Below are 22,608 nucleotides of genomic sequence, written 5' to 3' on the forward strand. Positions count from 1 at the left end.
TCCTCATAACGGCTGAAAGATGAACTTCATCACCACCGGAATGGCGACAAAGGTCCCGATGGAGGTGGTCAGGTTCACGAACGCCACCAGGATCAAGAGTCGGGTGATCTTGTTGTGGAAAAATCCCCGGAAGGAGGTGATGTCGTCCTTGAGGTCCAGGAAATCCCTCACCTGCGGCTTCCGCAGGGTCGCCTCCACGAGGCCCGCCACCCAGCCCGTGGCGATGAGGGGATGGAGCGTCGCGATCGGGGCGGAAAGGGCGGAGGCCAGGATCGTCAGGGGGTGGGAGAGCATCAGCAGGGCGCCGGCGCTGGCGCACGCAGCGGTGATGCCCGACCACCAGAGGATCATGGCCAGGCTGGTCCGTCCTCCGGACGTGAAAAAACCGCCGACGAACAGGGCCAGGATGGCAAGGGGAAACAGCCAGCCGGCCGAGCGGGCCAGCCATCCCTGCGGGGGAATCGTTTCCAGCTCGGCCCGATCCACCGGCCGGTCGATGTTCTCGATGATTCCCGGGACATGGCCGGCCCCGACGACGGCGACAACGCGCTCTCCCTCGGCTTCTCGGATCCGGGAGGCCAGGTAGCGGTCCCGCTCGTCGATCAGGATGGTCTTTACCTGCGGGAGCTTTTCGCTGATGGCCTGGAGTGCAACCTCCAGCATGTCCCGCTCTTTCAGTTTCTCGATCTCTTCCTCGGTGATCTCTTCCGTATAGAAAAGGGAGGCGAGGACTTCCGACATCAGGCCCGCCTTCTTCCAGAGTCCCATGCTGCGCCAGGTCCGCATCAGGGTGACGCGGACCTCGCGGTCCGCCAGGACGACCCGGGCGCCCGTTTCCTCCGCTTTTGCGACGGCCCGGATCATCTCTTCGCCGGGCTGGATGTTGAAGCGCTGGGCGATCTTTTTCTGGAAGGAGGCCAAAAGGAGCTGCGAGAGGAGGAGCGACGTCCGCTTCTCCCGAATGACCTTGACGATGTCCATTTCCTGCCACTTGTCCCTCTGCTTCAGGGCTTCGAATCGGGGCTGGCAGAGCTCGACGCATACCGTGTCGGGTTTCACCTCGCTTATGACCTGCTCCACCAGGTCGGCGCTTTCCCGCGACACGTGGGCCGTCCCGACGAGGAGGATTTCCCTTCCGTCATGCTGCAGGCGGTGGACATGGGGGTGCTCGAGAAGATTCATGATTTTCTGGTCACTGATTGAGGGAAACCACGAGGGATCCCAAAGGCGACTGTCATTATCAGCAATCGTAAGGGATGTAAAGGGACTTGCATCGGGCTGCAAAAGATGCCGAATCTGTAATTTTTTTGACACGGAGGCCGGGGCGCGGGGGCTGTCACGGGGGCTTCCGTCGTCGCGGAAGCGTATCAGCGGGAAGGCGTTCAGAATCAGGGACGGCGCCGGAGAGGGAAAGCTTCCCGAATGCTCCTCTGGAAACCCCCGGCCGCGTCCCCGTGGCCATTCGGGAGAGGGTTTCCCGAGCAAGGGATTGGATCCATTTCCACCATCGTGAAAAGGGTCGGATCCCTTTCGTGGCGGCCTTGTGTTTCCGTACGAATCCTGACATGAGGAAACGGGAAACGTGAGCGGATAATGGAGAAAGGTGCAAAGATCAAGGAACAAATCCGGATGACCATCGAAGCCGTAGCCTTCGGCGGAGATGGAGTCGGGCGCCCCGGCGGCCTGGTGACATTCGTCCCGTTTACGGTGGACGGCGATGAGGTCGTGGTGGAAATCACGGAACGGAGGAGCCGTTATGCCCGGGCCGTCCTTCGGGAGATCCTTTCCCCGTCGCCCCACCGCATCGAGGCTCCGTGCCCGTATTACGGCCGCTGCGGAGGCTGCTGCCTTCAGCATGTCCGATATGACCACCAGCTGGTCCTCAAGGAAAGCCAGGTGGCGGACTCCTTCACCCGGATCGGCCGTTTTCACACGCCTCCCCTTCGCCCGATGATCCCCTCCCCGCGGATCTTTTCCTGCCGCGGCCGGGCAGAGGTGCACCTGGTTTACGGCGGCGGACGCCGGGCGAAGGCGGGATTCATGGAGAGGGGCAGCCATGTCCTGCTCGACGTGGAGCGGTGCATGCTGATGGCGGATAGCATCAACGACGCGCTGTCGGGACTTCGCCGTTCCCTGGCGGAGAGAAGGGACGGGCCGGTCCGCAGGGAGGAGAGGCTTCTCTGGTCGTCCCTTCCCGATGAGCGGACAACGGGCCTGGAGAAGGCCGCAGCGCCTCCGGAAGGCCGAATTCTCCGCTCGGTCAAGGGATGCATGATGTCCGTTCCGGCCATCGGGTTCTTCCAGGCCAACGAGTACCTTGTGGACACGCTGGTGGACGTGGTTCTGGATCTGGCCTCCCCGTCCCCTGAAGATTCGGTGCTGGATGCCTACTGCGGTTCGGGCCTGTTTTCCCGGTTCCTGGCGGAACGGGCCGGCTCCGTTTCCGGAATCGAGCAGGACCGGGAGGCCGTTGCCTGTGCCCGGGATAACCTCTCGCGGGCCGGCTTTTGCAATGCCTCTTTCCATGGGGGAGACGTGGTTGATGGATTGCGGGATCTTACAAACCGCCGGCTGCGGATCGACGTGGCGGTCCTGGATCCGCCCCGGACCGGCTGCGGAAGCGGGGTCCTGGACGTCCTTGCGGAGCTGGCTCCGCGACGGATCGTCTATGTCTCCTGCGATCCGGCGACCCAGGCCCGGGATGCACGCTGCCTGGCGGACCGGGGCTACTCCCTGACAGCCCTCCAGCCGCTGGACATGTTTCCCCAGACGTCGCATCTTGAGGTGGTGGCGGTCCTCGAAAAGAGCTGACGGAATTTCGCGGTGAAGGTCCGGTTCAGAGGGAGATGCACGTGTCGTCCCGGGCGGCGATGGTCTCCGGGAAAATGAGGCGGGCCGCGGCTTCCGATTCCTCCCGTTCCCGGAAGGTCGGATACGTCCGGGCCTCAAAGTGAACCAGAACCAGCCTGCGAACCCCCGCCTCCAGGGCGATCCGGGCCGCCGTTTCGGGATTCAGGTGGGGCCAGTCCTCGTTTCCCTGACCGCTCCGGTAGGCGCATTCGGCGATGAGGAGGTCGGCACCGCGGGCCAGGGACAGGGCATTTTCGCAGTAGCCGGTATCGGGGCAATAGGCCACGGTCAACCCCTCCGCCTCGATGCGGAACCCCAGGGTGATCCCGGCGTGTCGCAGGGGAAGGGCCAGAAGCGGAAAGGGAATCCTGGCCAGGTCGTCCGGCAGTTCCAGGACATCCACCGGATAGGGAAGCTCCGCCATGGGAATGGTGAACGGTGCATTCACGAGGACGTCCAGGGTTTTCCGGGACCCCTCCGGACCGGCAATGAGCAGGCCCTTGGGAAACCGGAACTTGGCGAGGGTGTGGAGGCCCGCCACGTGGTCAAGATGGAAATGGCTGAGGAGGAGGACCGCAGGACCGGCCGGGTCCGTCGCGAGGTGGCGGTCGGCCTTGGCGATGCCGTATCCCGCATCGAGGAGAATGTCCCACCCATCCGTGCGGATCAGGGTGCAGATCGTATTTCCCGTTTCCGTGTCGTACCAGCCGTTCGTTCCGAGGAAATGAACGTCCATCGGATCTCCGGTCACGAATCTCCCAGGATCGCCTTTCGGGCTTCCTGGAGAACATCGAAGCGGAACGCCGGATAGCCCGGAATCGTCTGGTTCAGATATTTATGAAGGTACTGGGTGTCGAAGAGAATCATCCGCTCGTATTCGGCGACTTTCCCGATCGGTTCGAGCTGGCGGTGGACCGCTTCATGATAGAACGCCTCGATGCGGGCGGCATAATCGTCCACCAGTTTCCGGACCGATGCATCGTCCAGGTCCCGCAGCTTCTTGCGGGCCTTCAGATCTTCAACCCACTGTTCCGCCGTGTCCTTGAACATGCCGCTTCCTTTCCGCTCCCGGGGTTCCGCCGGTCAGGCCGGGCCTGAAGCGTGCCGTGTTCCTTTCTTCCGGTCCGCTTCATGAATGTCTTCGAAGAAGGGAAGCGGCATCTGCCGCCACAGTAGAAGGCAGCGGCGGCAGCGGGGCCTTTTCATCGCCCGGGCCTGGCAGGCCTCGACAGCAATGAAGTACCCGCGGCTCTCGCACCAGCGGCTGGTTTCAGAGGTCTGCAGTTGTTCCATGCACGCTCCGCTCTGTCACTCCGTCCCGATGGAAGTTAATTTCTTTTTCAACAGCCTGTCAGAAATTACCTTCCAAGGCTGTTCAAAAATGTCCGCATGCAAGGCCCCCGAAGTCCCGAGACATGAGGCGTACTCCTGGTACGTCGATTGTCGAGGGGCGAGGGAAACGCAGCAGGCGGGCGTTTTTCAACAGCCTGTCAGAAAAAAAGCCCCGCTTGGTTCATATCCGTTCCAGGCGGGGTCTTTCTTTTGTGATCGCTTCCGAGGTAATGAATGATTACTTCTTGCCCTTGGCGGCTGCTTTCTTGGCCGGTGCCTTCGGCGCTGCTGCCGCTTTTTTTGTGGCAGGCTTTTTTACGGCGGGTTTGGCAGCAGGTTTCGCGGTGGCCTTCTTGGCTGCGGCTTTCTTGGGGGCGGCCTTCTTTGCAGCGGGTGCGGCTTTGGCAGCGGCGGCCTTGGCGGCGGGTTTGGCAGCGGGCTTGGCCGCAACCTTCTTCGCGACCGCCTTTGCCTTGTTCATGGGTTTCCCCTGGCAGCATAGAATTTCCGCTGCTCCAGCCCTGCCGCACTCATCCACCACAACAATCAGGCCGCAAACGTCGCAACGGAATTTATCTCCCTTTTTTGCCTTTGCCATGCGTTTATCCCTCCTTCGTGGATATGGAATTGCCCTTCGTTACAGGGTATCCGCGATCACTGATTTTCTCTATACGGAAAACGACGAGGATTTCAAGATGTTTTCAATCCTAAATGCTCATGAATCATCATTCCGATTTCGTCGGGTCTCTCCATGGGGATCAGATGCCCGGCTCCTTCGACCAGCCGATAGGAGCCGCGGGGGAAATCCCCGGCGGCTTTCTTCAGATCGATAAAGGAGCGATTCTCGCTTCGCTCTCCCTCGATCACAAGCACGGGGCAGGAGACCTTTTCCAGAAACGGCCAGGGATTCAGGCGGTTTCCTCCCATGAACAGCGCCGCTTCCCGCCGGGGGGAGCAGGCCAGCTCGAGGCCGCCCGCATCGCTTTCCAGGAAACCGTACCGGACGTAGAGGTCCAGCATCTCCTCGTCCCATGTCTCGAACATTTTCCTGGAGCGGAGATATGCCTTCACCTCCGCCACGTCATGCCAGCCGTTCCGTCGCTTGATGGACTTGGAGGCCAGCGGGTGGTCTTCCACCCGCATGTTCATCCTGTAGATCTCGTCGGGAAGAAAGATCGGCTCGATCAGGACCAGCCCCCGAGGGGCGAGGTCGAACATGGCGGCGGTGATCGTTATGACCGTGGCGCCCATGGAGTGGCCGATCAGGTAAGGTCTTTCGAGGCCAAGCTGTTTTGAGAATGCGGCCAGATCCTCGGCAAGCGTTTCCCAGGAAAGTCCCCCTTCGTCGGGATCCGCCGGGCGATGGTCGCAGAAATAAGGCGCCAGGACGCGGCAGGCCGGTGCCAGTTTCCTGGCGATGGGGTGCCAGAGCCAGGGAAGGAATCCCGTTGCGTGAAGCAGGACCACGTCGGGCCCGCTCCCTTCATAATAGAGGTAATCAAGCCCCGCGCCTCCGACGGTTTCCCGGCGGACCTCCGGGAAGGGGGCGCGTTCTTCCTGCGTTTTCATGAACCGCTCACCCAGGTGACGATTTCTCCCAGCCCGGCCCGCTCCCGGGGGAACCGGTTCAGCGGCGCATCCTCGTCGGGCCAGCCGAGAGCCACGCCCATCACGATCCGCTGCTCCTCCTGCACGGGGAGGAGCCTGCGGATCAGATCCGGATAACTGACGGAGCAGGCCAGGATGCAGCTGCCCAGGCCGCGGTCCCTGGCGAGCAGGCAGATCGTCTGGAGAAGCAGGCCGCAGTCCAGCATGGAGTATCCCTCGGGCAGGCTGCGGTCGGAACAGAGGACCAGGAGGACCGGGGCGTCGAAGAGGGAAAACATGCGCACGGCGTAGTCGAGCCGCGCCTGCTTGTCCTCCCGGGCGATGGACTGGGCCTCCAGCACGACGCGTCCGGTGCCCGTGTATCGCTTTTTCAGGGCCTCCGGCCATTCCTGGGGCATGGGGGCCTCCGGTGCGGTGGGGATGCCCTGCAGAAGGCTCTCCCGGTTTGCGGTCCGGAAGGCTTCGAGAGCCTTTCCGGTGACCGCGAAGATCTCCCAGGGCTGTGTGTTTCCCCAGGACGGGGCGTAACGGGCGTCCTCAAGGATTTCCTCGATCAGATCCCGCGGAACCGCTTCTCTGCGAAACTGCCGGATGCTCCGTCTTTCCCGGACGGCGGTGCGAAGTTCCATCGCTTCTGTTTTCTCCTCCTATTTTGTTTTCTGATTTTTCAGGGTGACGAAGAAATTGCTGTCTCCGCGACGGAAGAGGAACAAGAGCGAATCTCCCTCCTTCACGCCCGCAGTCGCCTGATCATAATCCTTCATCGACCGGATCTCCGTCCGGTTCACCCGGAGAATAACGTCCTGCGCCTGAATTCCCGCATCCTCGGCAGGACTCCCCTCCGCCACCCGTGTCACCACGACGCCTGCCTTCTCGGCCATTCCGAAGTGGCGTGCCATTTCCGGGGTGATCTCCTGGACGGTCATTCCGAACCGCTCGGCTCCCTTGCCGAGGCGGGCGATTTCCCGGGCATCCTTGCGCTCGCCGACCATCGCTTCGACGGTCCGCTCCCGGCCGTCCCGGACGATCTTGACGGCCACTTTCCGGCCCACCTGGAGGGTCGCCACAATGCGCAGAAGATCGTGGGTGTTCTGGACGGCCTTTCCGCCGATCTCGACGATCAGGTCGCCCGTCTTGATGCCCGCCTTGTCCGCCGGCTCGCCCGGGAAGACGTCTCCCACCAGGGCTCCCTGTTTCCCGGCGATTTTCAGGCTGGCGGCCATTTCCTCCGTCAGATCCTGGACGGAGACACCGAGCCAGCCGCGGGTAACCTTGCCCTTCGTCTTCAGGTCGTTATAGATTTCCTTCGCCATGTTGACAGGGACGGCAAAGCCGATTCCCTGCCCCTGGGCGACGATGGCCGTGTTGATCCCCACGACTTCGCCCTTCAGGTTGAACAGCGGGCCGCCGGAATTGCCCGGATTGATGGAGGCGTCCGTCTGGATGAACTCGTCGTAGGGACCCGCGCCGATGGCGCGTGCCTTGGCGCTGACAATCCCCGCCGTCACGGTCTGTTCGAGTCCGAAGGGATTTCCGATGGCGAGGACCCAGTCACCGACTCTCAGCCTGTCGGAATCGCCCAGGACGGCCGTCGGCAGATCGCCGTTCGGTTTGATCTTGATGAGGGCGATGTCCGTGTTGGCGTCCCGGCCGACGATCTCCGCCGGATACTCCTTCCCGCCGGCCAGCTTCACCAGGATCTTATCCGCTCCGGCGACCACGTGGTTGTTGGTGAAGATATAGCCGTCCCGGGAGATGATGAATCCGGAGCCCAAGCCGCGCTGGCGGAATTCCCGGTTCGGCTGGTCGCCGAAGAAGCGGCGGTAGAAGTCGTCTCCGAAAAAGGGGCTTCGGGGCATGGTGCCGAATGGGCCGGCGCCGCCGCTTTTCACGGTTTTCGTCGTGCTGATGTTGACCACGGCAGGGCTGAGCCGCTCCGCCAGATCGGCAAAGCCTCCGGACACCGCTCCGGCGGGCGCCGAAGCCGCATCGACCGTTACGGCCGGAATGCCGGGTGCGAAGAGAATCGCTCCGGCCAGGAACAGGCAACACAGGAAACTCTTCTTGATGTGCATACCAAGCCTCCCTGGATTGTTTTTTCTTCCGCGACCGGTCCGGCCGCGACGGCTTCATTCCATATCATATTCCGGTCGGGAACCCAAAAAAAACAGCCTCCGCGGGGGATCCAGCCGATCCGATCCCCCGCGGAGGCCCCGTTCCGGGTAGCAGGTTCCTCTATCCTCCCGCGGTCTGCGGGAAGGCCGCGTTGGTGTAAAGGTACTCGACCTTTTCCTTGTGGCGCAACTCCTCTTTGGCCATCCGAATGAGCATGTCCTTCACGGCTCCGCCGGGGTGAATGGCCGCCAGTTCCTGATAGAGGTTGTGGGCCGCCAGCTCTTTCGCCGCCGCCACGAGGTATACGTCGCGCGTCGTCATTCCCTTGCGAATCTCCGGCCGGTCGGCATGCTCAACCACCTTGTAGTCGGCGATCCGGCTCGCATCGGACATGAGCTCATAGAAACCGCCCTCACGGTAGCGCACGAGGTAGGCCTTGTGCGCCTTTTCCTCTTCCGCCAGGAACTTCAGCGTATCGATCGCCTCCGGGTCTTCCACCAGTTCCTGGAGTTGCATATAGAATTGATAAGCCTCCTCCTCGTTTCGGATGGCTCTCTCCAGAACGGCATCCATCGCCCTGTTTGTCATCGCGCTCCGGTTCCTCCTTCATTCCAGCCCTTGCCTGTTTCCGGTCCCGCGCCCGGCGGGACTAGACTCCTCACGATCCTCCGTAGCCGATGTTTACCTTTCCACCCTCCACAATCACGGGCACCTTGCGGGCTCCTCCCGTCAGGGCGAGCATTTCGCGAAGCGCCTGGGGATCGGATTTCACATCCGCATAGACCGCTCGGTTTCCAAAGGCCTCCCTGGCCCGGTCCGTGTACGGTCACCCCGCCTTGCCGAAAATGCGCACGGGTTGCTCGGGCATGGTCCCGCTCCTTTCTTCATCAGTATTCGGAGAGATGGGAAAGCCCCCGCTCGCCGACGAGGATGATCCGTGTGTGGCTGAGACGGGACGACAGGACTTTGGCGATGGATTTCATCACTTTGTAGCCCATCGTGCAATCTTCCTCCATTGCTTCCCGCAGTTTCGGTGCGTCGATGGCGAGAAAGGACGATTCGTCGATGCACAGGGCTCCCAGGGTAAAGACGTACGGTTCCACCACAGCGGACCAGCCCATGGTCTCCCCTTTGGTGATGATGTCCAGCGTCACCTGGAGTGGCGGCTTGTGGGGGCCCATGTAGCTGTCCAAGACCAGGATGATCTTGCCTTTAGTCACAAGGTAGAGATAGGCCGCCGGATCCCCTTTTTTGTACATCTGCGCTCCTGCCTGATAGGTCTGCTCTTCGGCGATCGCCGCTACCTTTTCCAGCTCCGCATCGGTGAACTCCGAGAAGAAGTCGAACTGTTTCAACTGGCCGGCTGAAACCATCGCATGGTCCTCCTTTCCGTGGATTTGCTTCAATCATAGCAATGTTTTTTTTCGATTGCCATTCCTTTCAGAGCCTCACCCGTTGCCGGCTATTGTCGTGCGGTGGCCGATATGTTAAAAGCGTTCACCGTCCTTGGGGCCGAACCCGGGGCCAGGTGAGCCTGCGCGGAGCAGACCATGACCCCGATGAATCTCTGGATAGCCTGGATCTTTCTTCTGTCTTCCCTTTCCGCTCCCGTCGACTCGATCCCGGACATCCGAAATCTGAAGCAGGATCACACGGCCTATCTCCAGGCTGTCCGCGACGACGCGGACCTCGTTCCTCCTGAGGAGCAGCTGCGGCTGGACCGGCATTACAACGAGCGCTTCTTTTCGCCGTGGCACCGTTCGATTCCACGATACTCGCGGGAGGATGTGGAGGAGGAATTCCGAGAGGGATTCGGTAAGGCCGGGTTTGGAGAAAACAGGAGGCCCCACGACGCGGCCTGGGTGCGTCGGGTGTATTCCAATGCGCAGCTGGAGAGCTATCCGAATTTCGGCCGGCGGGCCATCACCATCGTCCACGTCCACATGCGGACCGTTCCCACCCTGAAGCCCCATTTTCGATCCTGCGGTCCCGTTGCCTGCGATTACCCTTTTGACCGGTTCCAGCAGACCCTGGTGGCCGCCAATACGCCCCTGTGGGTATCCCATGTCAGCGCCGACGGCGCCTGGCTCCTGGCAGAAACGGGATATACCTATGGCTGGATTCCCGCCCGGGAAGTCGCCTGGGTGGACGAGGCGTTCGTGAAGCGATGGGAAGCGGGACGCTATGTGACCATGCTGCATGACGAAACCCCGCTCTATGCCGTTGACGGCCGCTTTCTTTTCAAGGCGCACCTGGGCATGATGTTTCCGGAGGAGGGGCCCATCGGCGGTCCGCACCTCGTCCTGGCCGCCGTTGCGGACGAGAATGGACGGGCCGTGATCCGGCAGGCGGTGCTTCCCGAAGCGGAGGCCGCCGTCAAGCCCCTGCCCCTGACCCGCAGGAACATGGCCCGCATGGCCAACGTTCTGACCGGCCAGCCCTACGGCTGGGGTGGAATGTATGAGAATCGGGACTGCTCCGCCATGGTCCGGGACCTTTTTGCCCCTTTCGGGATCTGGCTTCCCCGGAACTCGAAGGACCAGGCCCGGGAAGGGGGGCGTTGGGTCGACCTGTCCATGCTCAGCCCGCCGGAGAAGGAACGGGTGATCCGGAGGGACGGCGTGCCCTACCTGACGCTGCTTTACCTGAAGGGGCACATTATGCTCTATATGGGCGTACATGACGATACGGTACTCGTGTTTCACAACTTCTGGAGCGTGCGGATGAAGGGAAAAGCGGGATTGAAGCGAAAGCGGATCGTCGGCCAGGCGGCGATCACCACGCTCCGGCCCGGTGTAGACCCTCGGGGAAAGGCGAAGGACGGGTACCTGCGGGGTCTCCTGGGCATGACCATCCTGGCCGGGCCGGAATCGGTCCCTGGAGAGGAGGGGAAGCCATGAGCCGGTCCGGGACTATCAAAAAGACCGCTTCGGGTGCGGAATCGCCGGTTGTGGTCCGATACCGCCTTACCATCGAGTATGACGGCACCGGCTACCGGGGCTGGCAGGTTCAGGAAAACGCCCGTACGGTTCAGGGAACCCTGCTTGCAGCGGCCCGGGAACTCTTCGGCGGGCCGGTGGAAATCCAGGGATCCGGACGAACCGATGCGGGGGTGCATGCCCTCGGACAGGCGGCTCACCTCGTCGCTCCCCGGAAGATGCCCCCGGACAGGGTGCGCCAGGGACTCAATGACCTCCTGCCTTCGGGGATCTGCGTTCTCAGGGTGGAGGAGGCGGACTCCCGGTTTCATGCCCGGAGGGACGCCGTATCCCGAACCTATCTCTACATCGTCTCGCGGGAACGCACGGCCTTCGGAAAGCGCTACGTCTGGTGGATCCGGGATCGCCTCGATGTAAAGGCCATGCAGTCCGCCGCCCGCGTTTTCGAGGGATTCCATGACTTCTCATCCTTTGCGGACCACAGGATGGACGGGAAGACGTCGACCCGGGTCAAGATCGAGAGCGTGGAGCTTCGCGACGAGGGGGACCTGATCCGGATCCGGATCAGGGGTTCCCACTTCCTCTGGAAAATGGTGCGTCGCATGGTGGGAACCCTGGTGGAGGTGGGCCGGGGAACCCTGGCCGAGGCGGATCTGAAAGGGATGCTGGACGAACGATCGGATCTCCCGGCGCGACTGACGGCCCCTCCGTCGGGCCTCTTCCTGGAGGAGGTTCTGTATGCCGGGGAGCGTTCGACAAGGGACGGGGAGTCTTCTCCGCCGCTTCCCGTCACACTGGGAACCCGGCCGCGCAAGGAGCGGGAAATCTCCCGCCGCCGGCAGGGGAAGCGCCGTTAGCGCAGGAGAGAAGAGCAGCGGAGGAAGGGATACCGGCCGTCGCCTTCCCCGGCGGTGATTCCGAACGGAGGCATCCCATGGGATCCATCCTGGCGGATGGAGTCGTTCTCCTTCACGGCGCTTTCATCCTGTTCGCCGTTTTCGGCGGCCTTCTTGCTCTCCATCGATCCTGGTGGCGCTGGATTCATCTGCCCGCCGTCGCATGGGCCGCCCTGGTGGAGTGGGCGGGCTGGCCGTGCCCCCTGACCTTCCTGGAGGATAACCTACGCGGGATGGGCGGGCGACCGCTTTCGCAGGATTTCATCGACCGCGTCATCGGCGGACTGATCTATCCGTCGGGACTGACCCGCCGGCACCAGATCCTGCTCGGGTTTGCCGTGGTGGGGTTCAATCTGGCCGTCTATGGATGGGTGGCCTGGAGGAAAAGAAGACGCTGAGTGGCCGCGAAGCCCGGTTTTTTCAACAGATGGTCTAGACTGGACTGCGGTGCTGAAACAGATATTGTGGCGATCCCCGAATACCCTCAGGTTTCCGGGGATCCGCCCGGTCCGTCCGATCCGTTCGTCAGCCCCCTTCCCATCCCTTGAACCCGGTCAGCGTTGCCGATGCCGGCCCCGGATGGTAGTAGACTTCATAGGTCTCCTTTGCGCCCGAGAGGATCTCGATCCGCTGGCGGATCTCCGTTCGGATCGCCGAGTTCACCCAGTTTTCCCAATCCTCCAGGCTCTGCCAGGTGCTGATGACGAGAAATTCGCCCGGTTCATCGATGCGCTGCAGGGTTTCCCCGGTGATGTATCCGGGCTGTCCTGTGGCCCTCGATCGGAGTTCCTTGATCAGGTTGATGATTTCATCCCGCATCACCGGGGGTAATTTCCGCTTGATGAGAACTTTCAGGGACATGGCTGGCCTCCTTTTCCTTCCCCGGTCCCGGGGCGTCCTTCCGGATTCCGGTCCCGAAGCATAACGGGGGTGTCTTGTCCCTGACGTACCGCCGCCCCGATGCGATCCGCCGGGGGCGTACCGGGACGGGGGCCGTCAGCTCTTTCTGCTGGTTTTGGCGGTGAAGAGGGAGATCATCTGCTTGACCTTCCTGCCCTTGCATTTGGGGCAGGCGACCTTGACGTTTCCATGATCCGAGATGCTCATGCTCAGGGTGAACTTCTTCCCGCAGTCCTGACATTGATAATCGTATGCCGGCATGACTCCACCTCCTTTCCGCTGCCATTTCTTCTGCCCGAAGAGGAAAACCGATGCTTGCCGACCCGATTCCCTCCATGGGAACTGCCTTTGGATTGGCATTGATGATACCCCATCGGACGAGTGGAATCAAGAGGAATTCAGGGTTGTTACAGGATTTCACCACAATATGGGGCGGGTTGCGCGAGCCCGGAACATAACTGCTTCCTGGATGCACCATGCTGCAGATTGCCCGGAAGTCATGGATACATGTCTTGTAAAGTTTGGCATCGTCTCTGCTGTTGTGTCAAATATGGCATATCTATCGCATGTTCCATGCATTTCGTCTTTACCGACCATTTCGGCCGTGCTAAATAAACGTTCCTTAACAAACGGGGTCACCAGCAAAAGATGCCCTTTTTCTGTTGCGAAAAGTCCATTTCTTTTTTCTTTTTCAACACATGCACCGGATGAATGTGGTGGCACATGGAGGGCGTTCCTGTGGCTTCTGCGGCAATGCGGTCGCTTGAATTCCGGTGCGGGAGGGTGTCCCGGCCTTTCCGGGAAGAAGATCTCAGCGAGAAAAATAAAAAAGGAGGTTACATGCATATGAGAAGCCATCATATTTTGCCCCGGGCAGCCTTGAGTCTGATGTTGCTGGCGGTCCTGGCACTGGCGGGCGGCTGTGTCTACACGGGCGGATCGGCCATGGACACCCATAAAAAAGGGATGAGCTCGATCACCGAAGAAGAGTATTTTGTCACGAAAAAGCCCGTGGACAAGGCCTTCATCGGGGCGGCCTGGTCCCGTCAATTCGGTCCCATCGAGGACCCTGCGACGGAGAACATCCGCACCAAGAAGGAGCGTTCCCTGAGTGGCATCCAGCAGGACTTTGCCTACAACCTGGGAATCGGTCTGGGCGGGCAGCTCGTGGCCGGACCGCAGGCCGAGGTCGGGGCCGGGGGCGGCAGCGCCGAGCGGGCCAGGTTGTCGGGTCTCGAAATCATCACGCCGGTGACGCTGGCCGACATTCCCTTCGAGCCGAAACTGTCCTACGTGACGGAGGCCCTCCGACTTGCCAACTTCCGGATCAGCGACGAGAAGAGTAACAAGGCGGGGATCAACGTGGGCGCCGGGACAGTGGTCGGCAGCGGCACCGCCACGGCGGAAGTAGGAACGGCGGCCCGTCGGGGCACGGAAGGAGACGGACTTGTCGTGGCCTACAAGCTCCACATGATCGATCCGAAAAGCTATGCAAAGCAGGACTCCGGCAGCGTACCTCTCGTTCTGGACGGCGTGGTGGATTTCCCCAAGGCCGGCATGATTGTCAAGACACGCTTGCAGCGGATCGATCCGGGAGCGGGCCGCTCCCTCCCCCGGAATATCCTGTGGGCCTGTCCCAGGGCCGACGCCAAGAGCCGTGACATGGTCGCCGCCTGGGTCGTGGAGATGCGGTCCACCGACCCGAGGCGCCGGACCATGAACATCGCCTTCCCGGCCTGGCCGGCCATTGAAGAGTGCCAGAACTACACCGGCGTCCTTCACTCTTTCATCGATCCCCTGACGGACAAGATCAACCGGCAGAAAATCAGCATCATGCTGATCGACGCGGAAGTCACGGACAATCTGCAGCCAAAGAAATGGGAAGCCCGCGTTTCTCTAATCGACGAGGCGTTCAATATCAAGATGGTCAGGCCTGCGGATCTGGAGTCGCCGCGGCAGTCTTCCGGGCAGATCAACTAACCCCGATATCCAAGGAGCGAAACCATGAAACGATACTCTGCGTTACGGTTGATCCCGCTGGTACTGGCTCTGCTGGTCCTCACCGGCTTTGATGCCTGGGCCAGGAAGCCGGAGGTGATCCGGCACGACGCCCAGTACCTGGATCGTCAGGTTTCCCTGAATATCGAGTGGCAGTCCACCGATCCGGTTGTCTCCATTCGCGTCGCCGCCGGCAGGGAGGTCAAGGTGATCAAGGTCGACGCTTACGACAACAAGAGGGTTCCGCAGGGCTATTCCGGAGAGGTGAGCGTGGCCCTGCAGGCGGATCCCCTCATCAACCAGGATTCGATTCCCTACACCATCCAACTGACCGATGACGTGGGTCAGAGAAGCACCCTGGTGACGGGCAAGGTGGCCGTTCCCTCCGCTTTTGCGGCTCCCCGCGTGGACGACTGGGGACGGGACCGCGTGGTCGGTGCGGGAATGCCCGCGGCCCAGCAGCCAGACATGATCGACAAGCTGCGGCAGGTTGCGCAGGTGCTCGACGCACCGCCGTTCCTGCACGACATCGTGGTGACCAATCCCAACACGGGGATCGTCACGTTCTCCACAAAGGCAACGGACAACCTGGGACTCAGGGAAATCAACTTCCGCATTTTCGACTCCACAAACAAGCAGGTAGACAGCCAGCAGATCTCTGCGACGGGGAAACTCTGGCAGGGCACGTCCAAAGACTTCAGCCTGCCTCCCGGCAATTACAAGGTGATCGGCCAGGCCATTGACTCCGGCGGCAGCACCTCACCGGAGAAGAGTGCCTGGTTCACTATCGGTACACCCCAGGCCGCAGGACCCCAGCCGCCGCAGCCTCCCGTTGAAGTGCCCACGGTGCTGACGGTGACGATCCTGCCCGCCGACGTCCTGGCGAAGGGCGCCCAGTGGCAGATCCCGGGCGGCGCCTGGCTGAACAGCGCCGACAGCGTCAAGGCAGGCCTCAAAGCGGGCTGGTACGATGTGACGTTCAAGGACGTGGCCGGCTGGAAGAAGCCCGACACGCTCAAGGTGAGCGTCGAGGCGGGAAAGACTGCAACGGCCACGGGCACATATACACTCGATACGAGCTTTTCGAAGACCTGGACCACCAGCACCGACTTCGAGACGGGAACGCTGGTGGGGGTCGAGGACAAGACCGTCCCCGACCAGCTCCAGCTGAGCAAGAGCATCTCCACGCTTCCCTTCATCTGGGTGCCCAACTCCAACGAGGGGACCATTTCCAAAGTGGACTCCAAGACGGGCACGGAGCTGGGCCGCTACCGCACAGGCCCCACCACGGGAGGCAGCCCCTCCCGCACCACCGTGGATCTGAAAGGAAACTGCTGGGTGGGGAACCGCAACACGGGAACGGTCGTCAAGGTCGGCCTCAACGAAAACGGCCAGTGCGTGGACCGCAACAAGAACGGGACGATCGAGACCTCCACGGGGGCAACGCCCCTGGCCTGGGGAGCGGATGAATGCGTGCTCCACGAGGTCGTCCTGATCGCCGGAAGCGAGGGGACGTACAATCCCGGGGAATACAAGGGCAGTTACAGCGGCACACCCGGTCCCCGCGGTATCGGTATCGACGCGAACAACAACCTCTGGGCCGGAACCTACGGTACGCACAAGTACTACCACGTGGACGGCGGAACCGGCAGGATTCTGAAGACGTATGACGTCCCGGGACACAATCCCTACGGTGCCGTCGTCGATCCCCGCGGCATTGTCTGGTCCGCCGACCTGTCAAACAGCTACGTCGGGCGGCTCGATCCCGCCAGCGGCGCGTTCACCACGATCAAGACAGGTCAGACATATGGCATGGGAATGGATAAGAACAACCACCTGTTCATCGCCGGCTGGTGCGCCAACACGCTGACGCGGGTCAACACCACCACCGGTGCCATCGAGTGGCAGAAGCCGACGGGGGACAGCTGCTCCCGCGGTGTCGCCCTGACGAACGATGGAGACGTCTGGGTGGCCAACTCCAGCTCCAACAATGTCTCCCGCTGGTCCAACGACGGGGTCAAGAAAACCACGATCAGCGGTTTCAATCATCCCACGGGCGTGGCGACCGACTCCGACGGCAAGGTCTGGGTGGTCAATTACGGCGATGCATTCATCAAGCGAATCGATCCGGCGACGAACCGGGTGGATCTTGAGAAGCAGGTGGCCGGGCCGCACTATGGCTACAGCGACATGACGGGCATCGTGGCCCGTTCCGTGACCACCATGATCGGCACCTGGACGGCCGGTTACGATGCAAAGTCCGACGCAGCAAAGTGGAAGGCCGTCGCCTGGACGGGCACCGAGCCGGCGGGGACCACCGTCAAGGTGAAAGTTCGGAGTTCCAAGGATGGGAAGACCTGGTCGGCCTGGGAGGATGCGGTGAAGGGAGCGGATCTCAAGGCCACGCCGCAGGGACGTTACGTCCAGGTTGAAGTGACGCTCCAGATCCAGTCGGGGACGACCTCTCCGGTTCTGAGTGACCTGACCGTCCAGGGCCTGTAAGGGAATCAATGGGTTGAGGGGCGAGTCCCGGCGGCCGAAGCCGCCGGGACGGGACCTCTCAGGAATGAGACAATAGGGAGGAGACGCAATGAAACGATTCTTCTATCCGGGACTGGTGATGCTGGTACTCCTGCTGGCCGCCGGGCCGGCCATGGCTCAGGGACTCTCCGCCGGCACGTATGTCATGAGCAGCGGAGGGATGCAGGTAATCATGGAAATCAATGCCCTGCCCGACGGAAAGTACTTCATCAATGCCAATGGAAGCGGAGGAGGGAAGAACTGCCGCATCGGGGACCTGGGAGAGCTGCGAGGCGGAAACCTCGTGCTGGGTGTCTGCGAGATGGGGATCCGTATCTCCGGGGACGGCTTTGATCTGCTGGACTCCAAGGGATGCGCACAGTGTGACGCCGGCGCTTCCGTGTCCGGGCATTACGTAAAGAAGTAACGGAACATACTGAAGAAACGGAGGTGGTCGATTCATGAAAAAAATCCTTTCAACCATCTGTCTGTCTTGCCTGGTTGTCATCTTCCTTTTCCCCGCGGACCTCATTGCCCAGAGTGCCGGAACCGGGGAGATCAACTGGGTGCAGGGATACATCAGTGTGACGGGGCAAGGTGCCGCCGTGCGGGGGAGCCTGGCGCAGGCCCGGCCCCTGGCAAGGAGAGCCGCCGTCAGTGATGCCCAGCGCAACCTCCTGGAAATTATAAAGGGAGTGAAAATCGACTCGACGACGACCGTGGAGAATTTCATCGTCGCCTCCGATGTGATCCGCTCCCACGTGAATGGGGTTGTCAAAGGTGCCCACGTGGTCAAGGGATCGGAAAAGTACGAGCCCCAACCCGACGGGTCCGTTCTGGTGACGCTGGAGATGAGGGTGTGCATCACCGGAAACTGCGGGGCTTCCCGCTCTTCCCTGGTGCAGGCCTTGGGGATCGATCGGATCAAGCCGCCGGCATACGTGCCGCCGCCGGCACCGCCTCTTCCTATCCCGGCACCGCCTGCTGCCGCGCCGCCGGCACCGCCGGCATCGGCTCCCCCGCCGAAACCTGCCTATACCTGTGACCTGACGAAGTCCGTGACGGGTCTGGTCATCAATCTCGAAGGACTCCCCTTCGAACGGGTGCTGCTTCCGGTAATCGTGGTGGAGGAGGGGCAGACCGGCCTGTTCACCGTTTATTCAGCCAAGAACGTGAAACCGGCGGTTGTCCGAACCTTCGGTGTCGTCCGTTATGCCGATTCGGTGGATCATGCCCTGAAGGGTAATCCGCAGATCGGCACCAATGTGCTGGTTGTTCCGGCATCGTCGATCACGAAGGAAAACATGATCGTCATCAAGAGCAATGATCGTCGCGTCATCTTTGAGACGACCTGCCACGGCAACGACTATCTGGCGGATGCCAAGGTCGTGATTGCCAACCAGTGACCGTTTCGGGTTATGGATGGAGGGACTCCCGACCGGAGTCCCTCCATTTTGTCATGCAATCCCGGTTGAAACAGCGGCTTTTCCTCTCCAATCTCCCCTTTTCGACACAATATATAGTGGTATCTCGCCCTGATAACCCTTCTAATAGTATTTTCACTTTACAAGCAGGGTTGCTTTTGTTAGATTCCGCCCACCGGGTATCCTCCCGGAGAGCGTAATGCTATGAGACTTCAACGACTTGAAATAACGGGTTTTAAGTCTTTCCGGGATCGGGTGGTCCTTGACTTCTCGGAGGGCATCAGCGGCGTGGTCGGGCCCAACGGGTGCGGCAAGAGCAACGTTGTCGATGCCGTCCGGTGGGTCATGGGCGAGCAGCGGGTAAAGTCCCTCCGGGGCCGGAAGATGGACGACGTGATCTTCAACGGGAGCGAGGACTCCGCCCCGGTCGGCCTCGCCGAGGTCACCATGGTTCTGGCCGACGACGGCCGCTGCTTTCCCGAGCCTTATGATGCCATGACGGAAGTCAGCATCACCCGGCGGCTCATCCGCGACGGCGACAGCGAGTATCTGATCAACAAGGTGCCCTGCCGTCTTCTGGACGTCCGGGAGTTCTTCCTTGGCACCGGGGTCGGTGTCCGGGGGTATTCCCTGGTGGAGCAGGGTAGCGTTTCCAGCCTTGTCGAGGCCAGGCCGGAAGAGCGGCGCCAGTTCATCGAGGAGGCGGCGGGCATCTCCAAGTTCAAGAGCCGCAAGGAGTCGGCCATCCGGAAGATGGAGACGACGCGGCAGAACCTGACCCGCATGAACGACATTATCCGGGAGGTGAAGACCCAGCTGAACGCCATCTCCCGGCAGGCAAAGCGGGCCGAACAGTACAAGGCCATCCGGAAGGAGGTCCGGGAGGGCGAAATCGTCCAGATGCTGCAGGCTTACGCGGACCTGACCACGCGGAGCGCGACCCTGGAGGCGGCCCGCGATACCGCCCGGGAGAAGGAAGAGGAGATCCGCGCGAAGCTCGGCGTGTCGGAGGCAGGCTGGGAGGCGGCCAAGACGGAGGCGGTCGCCCGGGAGGGAGACCTGAACCGCCTTCAGGAGACCTTGTACGAGCTCCGGAACGTCATCTCGTCGAAGGAACAGTCGGTCGCCTTCCAGCGCCAGCAGGTGGAAGAGCTGACGCGGCAGCGGGAGCGTGAGACGGAGGAGATCGGACAGCTCTCCGGCCGGGCGGAGGAGTTCCGGCGCGAAGCCGCCGCGGCGGAGGCCCTCGAACAGGAGCTGTCGGACGAGATTCTCAAGGCCGAAGCGGACCTGCGGGATCTGCAGGGCGCGCTGGAGGAATACCGGCAGCAGGACCGGTCGGCCCACCGGGAGCTGGAAGAGAAGAAGGTCCAGTTCATCGAACTGATCAAGGAAAAGACAACCGCCCGGAACCGCTTGACGGCCCTGCAGAAGAACCGCGAAGACCTGGAGCGGCGGGAGGCCCGGGACAGCCGGGAGCTGGAGGAGCAGACCCGCCGCCGGGAACAGCTCCGGGAAACCCTGGCGGGGCTTGCCACCGGACTCACCGAGGACGAAGGGAAACTGGACGACCTGATCATCCGGCGGGGGGATGCCTCCGACGAATTGAAGCGCACCCGCCGGGAACTGGAAGAAACGGACGAGCTCATCACGGAACACAAGCAAGAGCTGGGACGGCGGTCGTCCCGGCTCCAGTCGCTCCGGGAATTCTACGAGGGATACGAGTGGTGCGGCGAAGGGACACGGGCCCTGCTGGGAGGCCGGCAGGAGAAGGCGCCGGACGGTCTCCCGCGGGAATCCTTCCTCGGCCTCGTGGCGGATTACATCGATGTCCCCCGGGACTACGAGGCGGCCGTGGAGGCCGTGCTGGGTGAGAAGCTCCAGTATATTCTCGTGAAAAACCAGTTCGACGGCGTCAAGGCCATCGATTACCTCAAGAACGGCGCCTTCGGGCGGTGCAGTTTTGTCCCCGTCGAGGTCCGCAACTATGCCGACGGTGGAAGCGCGACGCCGGTTCACCTACAGGAGACCGTGCGGCTCCTCGACGTCGTCCGGGTCCGTGACGATTTCCAGGACGTAGCCTCCTGCCTGCTGGGAGACGTCCGGGTCATCTCCGACCTGTATCGCGGCGTGAACCTCTGGAGGCAGAACGGATTCCGCGGAACCTTCGTCACCCGGGACGGGGATCTGATCAGCCCGCACGGAGTCCTGACGGGGGGTGCCGCCTCGGGTGGAGAGCGGAGTCCCCTGCGGAACAAGCGGGAGATGACGGAGCTGGAGGCGGAGGTCCGGTCCCTGGAAGACGCGGTATCCGAGGCGATGGACCGGAAGAGGGAAGGCACATCGCTGATCGCCCAGTGGGAGGAGGAGCTTGTCCGGCTGCGGGGCGAGGTCCACCGGATGGAGATCCAGATCAACAGCTGGCGGAAGGACCTGGAGCGGTACGAAGATGAGTCCCGGCGCATCGATCAGCGGCTCCGTGTCCTGGGCTTCGAGCGGGAGCGCCTCCAGGCGGAGGAGCAGGAGCTCGTCCGGCAGATGCAGGAAGTGCAGGCCGAGGTCGTTTCCTGGGAAGCCCGCGAAAAATCCATGAGCGACGAGATGGCGGGCATTCAGGGCCGGTGGGACGGGATCCGGGCCGATCTCGAGGAGCGGGAATCCCTCCTGACGAACCGGAAGGTCGGCATGGCGGCCCTGCAGCAGCGCCGGGAGGCCAACGAGCGGACGCTGGAGAGGCTGAACCGTTCGCTCGACCAGACCGTCCGGGACCTGGAGGCCCGGCAGGCCGGCATCGAGACGGCCGGTCGGAAACTGGCGGAATTAGCAACCCGGATCGAGGAGGACAAAGCTGCCCTGAAGGCATCCTACGGGGAAATGGAGACCCTCGATGCGGACCTCGGAGCACGGAGGGAGATCCACCGGAAACAGGAAGAGGAGCTCAGGACCCTGGAGGAGGGCATGCGGGTCCTCAAGGGGCGGCTCGAGGAGGCGGCGCGGGAGACGGCCAACAGCGATCTGGCGTGCCGCGAGATTGCCTTCCAGGTGGAATCCCTGAAGCAGAACCTGCAGGCCCGCGACCAGGACGAAGTGGCTCGCCTGCTCGAATCGTTCCGGCCGCTGGAAGAGGAGGCTCTCCGCGATCTCCAGGAAAAGATGGAGCGGAACCGCCGGACCCTGGATGGGTTCGGGGAGGTGAACCTGCTGGCCGACGAAGAGTACGCCCAGTTGAAGGAGCGCTTCGACTTCCTGACCGCCCAGGCGGAGGACCTTCAGAAGTCGCTGGATATCCTCCAGCAGACCATCACGCGGATCAACCGTATCTCCCGGCAGCGGTTCGCCGAGACCTTCGAGGCCGTGAACGCCTGTTTCCGGAACGTCTTCTCCCGCCTCTTCCCGGGCGGCCGGGGAGAACTCCGCCTCACCGACGAGACGGACATGCTGGAGACGGGGGTGGACATCGACATCCAGGTCCCGGGGAAGCGGACCCAGAACATCACGCTCCTCTCGGGCGGGGAGAAGTCTCTTGCCGCCATCGGGCTCATCTTCGCCATCATCCTGCACCGGCCGTCCCCCTTTGTGATCCTCGACGAAGTGGACGCCGCCCTCGACGACGCCAACATCTCCCTCTTCAACCGCCTGGTCCAGGAGATCGCCGCATCTTCCCAGATCATCCTGGTGACCCACAACAAGCGGAGCATGGAAATCGCCGGAAGCCTCTACGGCGTGACCATGCAGAAGCAGGGGATATCCACCGTCGTCTCCGTCACCCTCCGGTAGGCTGCTGAAAAGAAGCCGTCTGCTGCGTTCCCCTTGTCCTTCGCCGTTCGACGTACCAAGGGGTACGCCTCACGGCTCATGACTGCGGGAGCCTTGCATCCAACCCCTTTTGAGCAGCCTGAGTAAATAGAACAGGTAGGCTGCTGAAAAGAAGCCGTCTGCTTCGTTTCTCTCATCCTTCACCATTCAGCGTACTTCCCAGTACGCCTCATGGTTCAGGATTTCGAGGGCCTCGCATCAGACATCTTT

Annotated in this window: 22 protein-coding genes; 9 read left to right on the plus strand and 13 right to left on the minus strand. The window is 62.0% G+C overall.

All coding sequences use genetic code 11. The features are described 5' to 3' along the window. Positions 1 to 3: 3 nt before the first annotated feature. Complete coding sequence (locus tag PLO63_02390; GenBank protein ID HOI72973.1) at positions 4 to 1,182, minus strand: TraB/GumN family protein; 1,179 nt, start codon at positions 1,180 to 1,182, stop codon at positions 4 to 6. A gap of 447 nt (positions 1,183 to 1,629) precedes the next feature. Between PLO63_02390 and PLO63_02395 the strand changes: the two genes are divergently transcribed. Further along, on the plus strand, positions 1,630 to 2,811 hold the full coding sequence (locus tag PLO63_02395) for a class I SAM-dependent RNA methyltransferase (protein ID HOI72974.1): 1,182 nt from the start codon (positions 1,630 to 1,632) through the stop codon (positions 2,809 to 2,811). 25 nt (positions 2,812 to 2,836) lie between these two features. Here the strand turns inward: PLO63_02395 and PLO63_02400 are convergent, their stop codons facing one another. The 10 genes from PLO63_02400 to PLO63_02445 form a co-directional block, all read right to left on the minus strand. Beyond that, positions 2,837 to 3,586 carry an MBL fold metallo-hydrolase gene (locus PLO63_02400; GenBank protein ID HOI72975.1) on the minus strand — a complete coding sequence of 250 codons (750 nt, stop codon included), beginning with the start codon at positions 3,584 to 3,586 and terminating at the stop codon, positions 2,837 to 2,839. Positions 3,587 to 3,597: 11 nt separating this feature from the next. Beyond that, a complete protein-coding gene (locus PLO63_02405) occupies positions 3,598 to 3,900 on the minus strand; it encodes a hypothetical protein (GenBank protein ID HOI72976.1) in 303 nt (100 codons plus the stop codon). A 33-nt stretch (positions 3,901 to 3,933) separates the two neighbouring features. Continuing rightward, positions 3,934 to 4,143 carry a hypothetical protein gene (locus PLO63_02410; protein ID HOI72977.1) on the minus strand — a complete coding sequence of 70 codons (210 nt, stop codon included), beginning with the start codon at positions 4,141 to 4,143 and terminating at the stop codon, positions 3,934 to 3,936. Positions 4,144 to 4,420: 277 nt separating this feature from the next. Further along, a complete protein-coding gene (locus PLO63_02415) occupies positions 4,421 to 4,780 on the minus strand; it encodes a hypothetical protein (GenBank protein HOI72978.1) in 360 nt (119 codons plus the stop codon). A gap of 92 nt (positions 4,781 to 4,872) precedes the next feature. After that, a complete protein-coding gene (locus PLO63_02420) occupies positions 4,873 to 5,751 on the minus strand; it encodes an alpha/beta hydrolase (protein HOI72979.1) in 879 nt (292 codons plus the stop codon). Beyond that, complete coding sequence (locus PLO63_02425; protein HOI72980.1) at positions 5,748 to 6,419, minus strand: nitroreductase; 672 nt, start codon at positions 6,417 to 6,419, stop codon at positions 5,748 to 5,750. Before PLO63_02425 ends, PLO63_02420 begins: the two co-directional genes overlap by 4 nt. Before the next feature lie 18 nt (positions 6,420 to 6,437). Continuing rightward, positions 6,438 to 7,865 (minus strand): DegQ family serine endoprotease, encoded by a 1,428-nt coding sequence (locus PLO63_02430; GenBank protein ID HOI72981.1) that lies wholly within the window; start codon positions 7,863 to 7,865, stop codon positions 6,438 to 6,440. 160 nt (positions 7,866 to 8,025) lie between these two features. Then, entirely contained in the window at positions 8,026 to 8,493 is a 468-nt protein-coding gene (locus tag PLO63_02435) for a ferritin family protein (protein ID HOI72982.1), read from the minus strand. Positions 8,494 to 8,563: 70 nt separating this feature from the next. Next, positions 8,564 to 8,773 carry a UXX-star (seleno)protein family 1 gene (locus PLO63_02440; GenBank protein ID HOI72983.1) on the minus strand — a complete coding sequence of 70 codons (210 nt, stop codon included), beginning with the start codon at positions 8,771 to 8,773 and terminating at the stop codon, positions 8,564 to 8,566. A gap of 19 nt (positions 8,774 to 8,792) precedes the next feature. Next, entirely contained in the window at positions 8,793 to 9,278 is a 486-nt protein-coding gene (locus PLO63_02445; GenBank protein ID HOI72984.1) for a cyclic nucleotide-binding domain-containing protein, read from the minus strand. 177 nt (positions 9,279 to 9,455) lie between these two features. Here PLO63_02445 and PLO63_02450 point away from each other — a divergent pair, with 177 nt between their 5' ends. The 3 genes from PLO63_02450 to PLO63_02460 all read left to right on the plus strand — a co-directional run bounded on the left by PLO63_02450 (position 9,456) and on the right by PLO63_02460 (position 12,138). Then, positions 9,456 to 10,805 carry an NlpC/P60 family N-terminal domain-containing protein gene (locus PLO63_02450; protein ID HOI72985.1) on the plus strand — a complete coding sequence of 450 codons (1,350 nt, stop codon included), beginning with the start codon at positions 9,456 to 9,458 and terminating at the stop codon, positions 10,803 to 10,805. After that, positions 10,802 to 11,701, plus strand: a complete 900-nt coding sequence (gene truA, locus PLO63_02455; GenBank protein HOI72986.1) for a tRNA pseudouridine(38-40) synthase TruA — start codon at positions 10,802 to 10,804, stop codon at positions 11,699 to 11,701. The genes PLO63_02450 and truA overlap by 4 nt, the downstream gene beginning before the upstream one ends. A gap of 77 nt (positions 11,702 to 11,778) precedes the next feature. Continuing rightward, positions 11,779 to 12,138, plus strand: coding sequence for a DUF2784 domain-containing protein (locus tag PLO63_02460; protein ID HOI72987.1), 360 nt, complete (start codon positions 11,779 to 11,781; stop codon positions 12,136 to 12,138). 127 nt (positions 12,139 to 12,265) lie between these two features. Here PLO63_02460 and PLO63_02465 read toward each other — a convergent pair whose 3' ends face one another. Both PLO63_02465 and PLO63_02470 read right to left on the minus strand, forming a co-directional pair. After that, a complete protein-coding gene (locus PLO63_02465) occupies positions 12,266 to 12,601 on the minus strand; it encodes an antibiotic biosynthesis monooxygenase (GenBank protein ID HOI72988.1) in 336 nt (111 codons plus the stop codon). A 135-nt stretch (positions 12,602 to 12,736) separates the two neighbouring features. Further along, entirely contained in the window at positions 12,737 to 12,901 is a 165-nt protein-coding gene (locus PLO63_02470) for a zinc ribbon domain-containing protein (protein HOI72989.1), read from the minus strand. A gap of 585 nt (positions 12,902 to 13,486) precedes the next feature. Between PLO63_02470 and PLO63_02475 the strand changes: the two genes are divergently transcribed. From PLO63_02475 to smc, 5 genes are all read left to right on the plus strand, one after another. Beyond that, a complete protein-coding gene (locus tag PLO63_02475) occupies positions 13,487 to 14,620 on the plus strand; it encodes a hypothetical protein (protein ID HOI72990.1) in 1,134 nt (377 codons plus the stop codon). Between the two features lie 24 nt (positions 14,621 to 14,644). Continuing rightward, positions 14,645 to 17,140, plus strand: a complete 2,496-nt coding sequence (locus PLO63_02480) for a hypothetical protein (protein HOI72991.1) — start codon at positions 14,645 to 14,647, stop codon at positions 17,138 to 17,140. Between the two features lie 88 nt (positions 17,141 to 17,228). Next, positions 17,229 to 17,585: a hypothetical protein gene (locus PLO63_02485; GenBank protein ID HOI72992.1), complete on the plus strand. Its 357-nt coding sequence runs from the start codon at positions 17,229 to 17,231 to the stop codon at positions 17,583 to 17,585. Positions 17,586 to 17,619: 34 nt separating this feature from the next. Next, positions 17,620 to 18,564: a hypothetical protein gene (locus PLO63_02490; protein ID HOI72993.1), complete on the plus strand. Its 945-nt coding sequence runs from the start codon at positions 17,620 to 17,622 to the stop codon at positions 18,562 to 18,564. Positions 18,565 to 18,786: 222 nt separating this feature from the next. Beyond that, positions 18,787 to 22,359 (plus strand): chromosome segregation protein SMC, encoded by a 3,573-nt coding sequence (gene smc / locus PLO63_02495; protein ID HOI72994.1) that lies wholly within the window; start codon positions 18,787 to 18,789, stop codon positions 22,357 to 22,359. Positions 22,360 to 22,608 lie beyond the last annotated feature (249 nt).

The sequence above is a fragment of the Syntrophales bacterium genome, assembly GCA_035363115.1.
GTDB lineage: Bacteria > Desulfobacterota > Syntrophia > Syntrophales > PHBD01 > PHBD01.

Bases quoted from the DNA above. Each gene is read 5' to 3' on its own strand.
- PLO63_02390 (HOI72973.1), bottom strand. From the start codon at position 1,182: ATGAATCTTCTCGAGCACCCCCATGTCCACCGCCTGCAGCATGACGGA.
- PLO63_02395 (HOI72974.1), top strand. From the start codon at position 1,630: ATGACCATCGAAGCCGTAGCCTTCGGCGGAGATGGAGTCGGGCGCCCC.
- PLO63_02400 (HOI72975.1), bottom strand. From the start codon at position 3,586: ATGGACGTTCATTTCCTCGGAACGAACGGCTGGTACGACACGGAAACG.
- PLO63_02405 (HOI72976.1), bottom strand. From the start codon at position 3,900: ATGTTCAAGGACACGGCGGAACAGTGGGTTGAAGATCTGAAGGCCCGC.
- PLO63_02410 (HOI72977.1), bottom strand. From the start codon at position 4,143: ATGGAACAACTGCAGACCTCTGAAACCAGCCGCTGGTGCGAGAGCCGC.
- PLO63_02415 (HOI72978.1), bottom strand. From the start codon at position 4,780: ATGGCAAAGGCAAAAAAGGGAGATAAATTCCGTTGCGACGTTTGCGGC.
- PLO63_02420 (HOI72979.1), bottom strand. From the start codon at position 5,751: ATGAAAACGCAGGAAGAACGCGCCCCCTTCCCGGAGGTCCGCCGGGAA.
- PLO63_02425 (HOI72980.1), bottom strand. From the start codon at position 6,419: ATGGAACTTCGCACCGCCGTCCGGGAAAGACGGAGCATCCGGCAGTTT.
- PLO63_02430 (HOI72981.1), bottom strand. From the start codon at position 7,865: ATGCACATCAAGAAGAGTTTCCTGTGTTGCCTGTTCCTGGCCGGAGCG.
- PLO63_02435 (HOI72982.1), bottom strand. From the start codon at position 8,493: ATGACAAACAGGGCGATGGATGCCGTTCTGGAGAGAGCCATCCGAAAC.
- PLO63_02445 (HOI72984.1), bottom strand. From the start codon at position 9,278: ATGGTTTCAGCCGGCCAGTTGAAACAGTTCGACTTCTTCTCGGAGTTC.
- PLO63_02450 (HOI72985.1), top strand. From the start codon at position 9,456: ATGACCCCGATGAATCTCTGGATAGCCTGGATCTTTCTTCTGTCTTCC.
- truA (HOI72986.1), top strand. From the start codon at position 10,802: ATGAGCCGGTCCGGGACTATCAAAAAGACCGCTTCGGGTGCGGAATCG.
- PLO63_02460 (HOI72987.1), top strand. From the start codon at position 11,779: ATGGGATCCATCCTGGCGGATGGAGTCGTTCTCCTTCACGGCGCTTTC.
- PLO63_02465 (HOI72988.1), bottom strand. From the start codon at position 12,601: ATGTCCCTGAAAGTTCTCATCAAGCGGAAATTACCCCCGGTGATGCGG.
- PLO63_02470 (HOI72989.1), bottom strand. From the start codon at position 12,901: ATGCCGGCATACGATTATCAATGTCAGGACTGCGGGAAGAAGTTCACC.
- PLO63_02475 (HOI72990.1), top strand. From the start codon at position 13,487: ATGAGAAGCCATCATATTTTGCCCCGGGCAGCCTTGAGTCTGATGTTG.
- PLO63_02480 (HOI72991.1), top strand. From the start codon at position 14,645: ATGAAACGATACTCTGCGTTACGGTTGATCCCGCTGGTACTGGCTCTG.
- PLO63_02485 (HOI72992.1), top strand. From the start codon at position 17,229: ATGAAACGATTCTTCTATCCGGGACTGGTGATGCTGGTACTCCTGCTG.
- PLO63_02490 (HOI72993.1), top strand. From the start codon at position 17,620: ATGAAAAAAATCCTTTCAACCATCTGTCTGTCTTGCCTGGTTGTCATC.
- smc (HOI72994.1), top strand. From the start codon at position 18,787: ATGAGACTTCAACGACTTGAAATAACGGGTTTTAAGTCTTTCCGGGAT.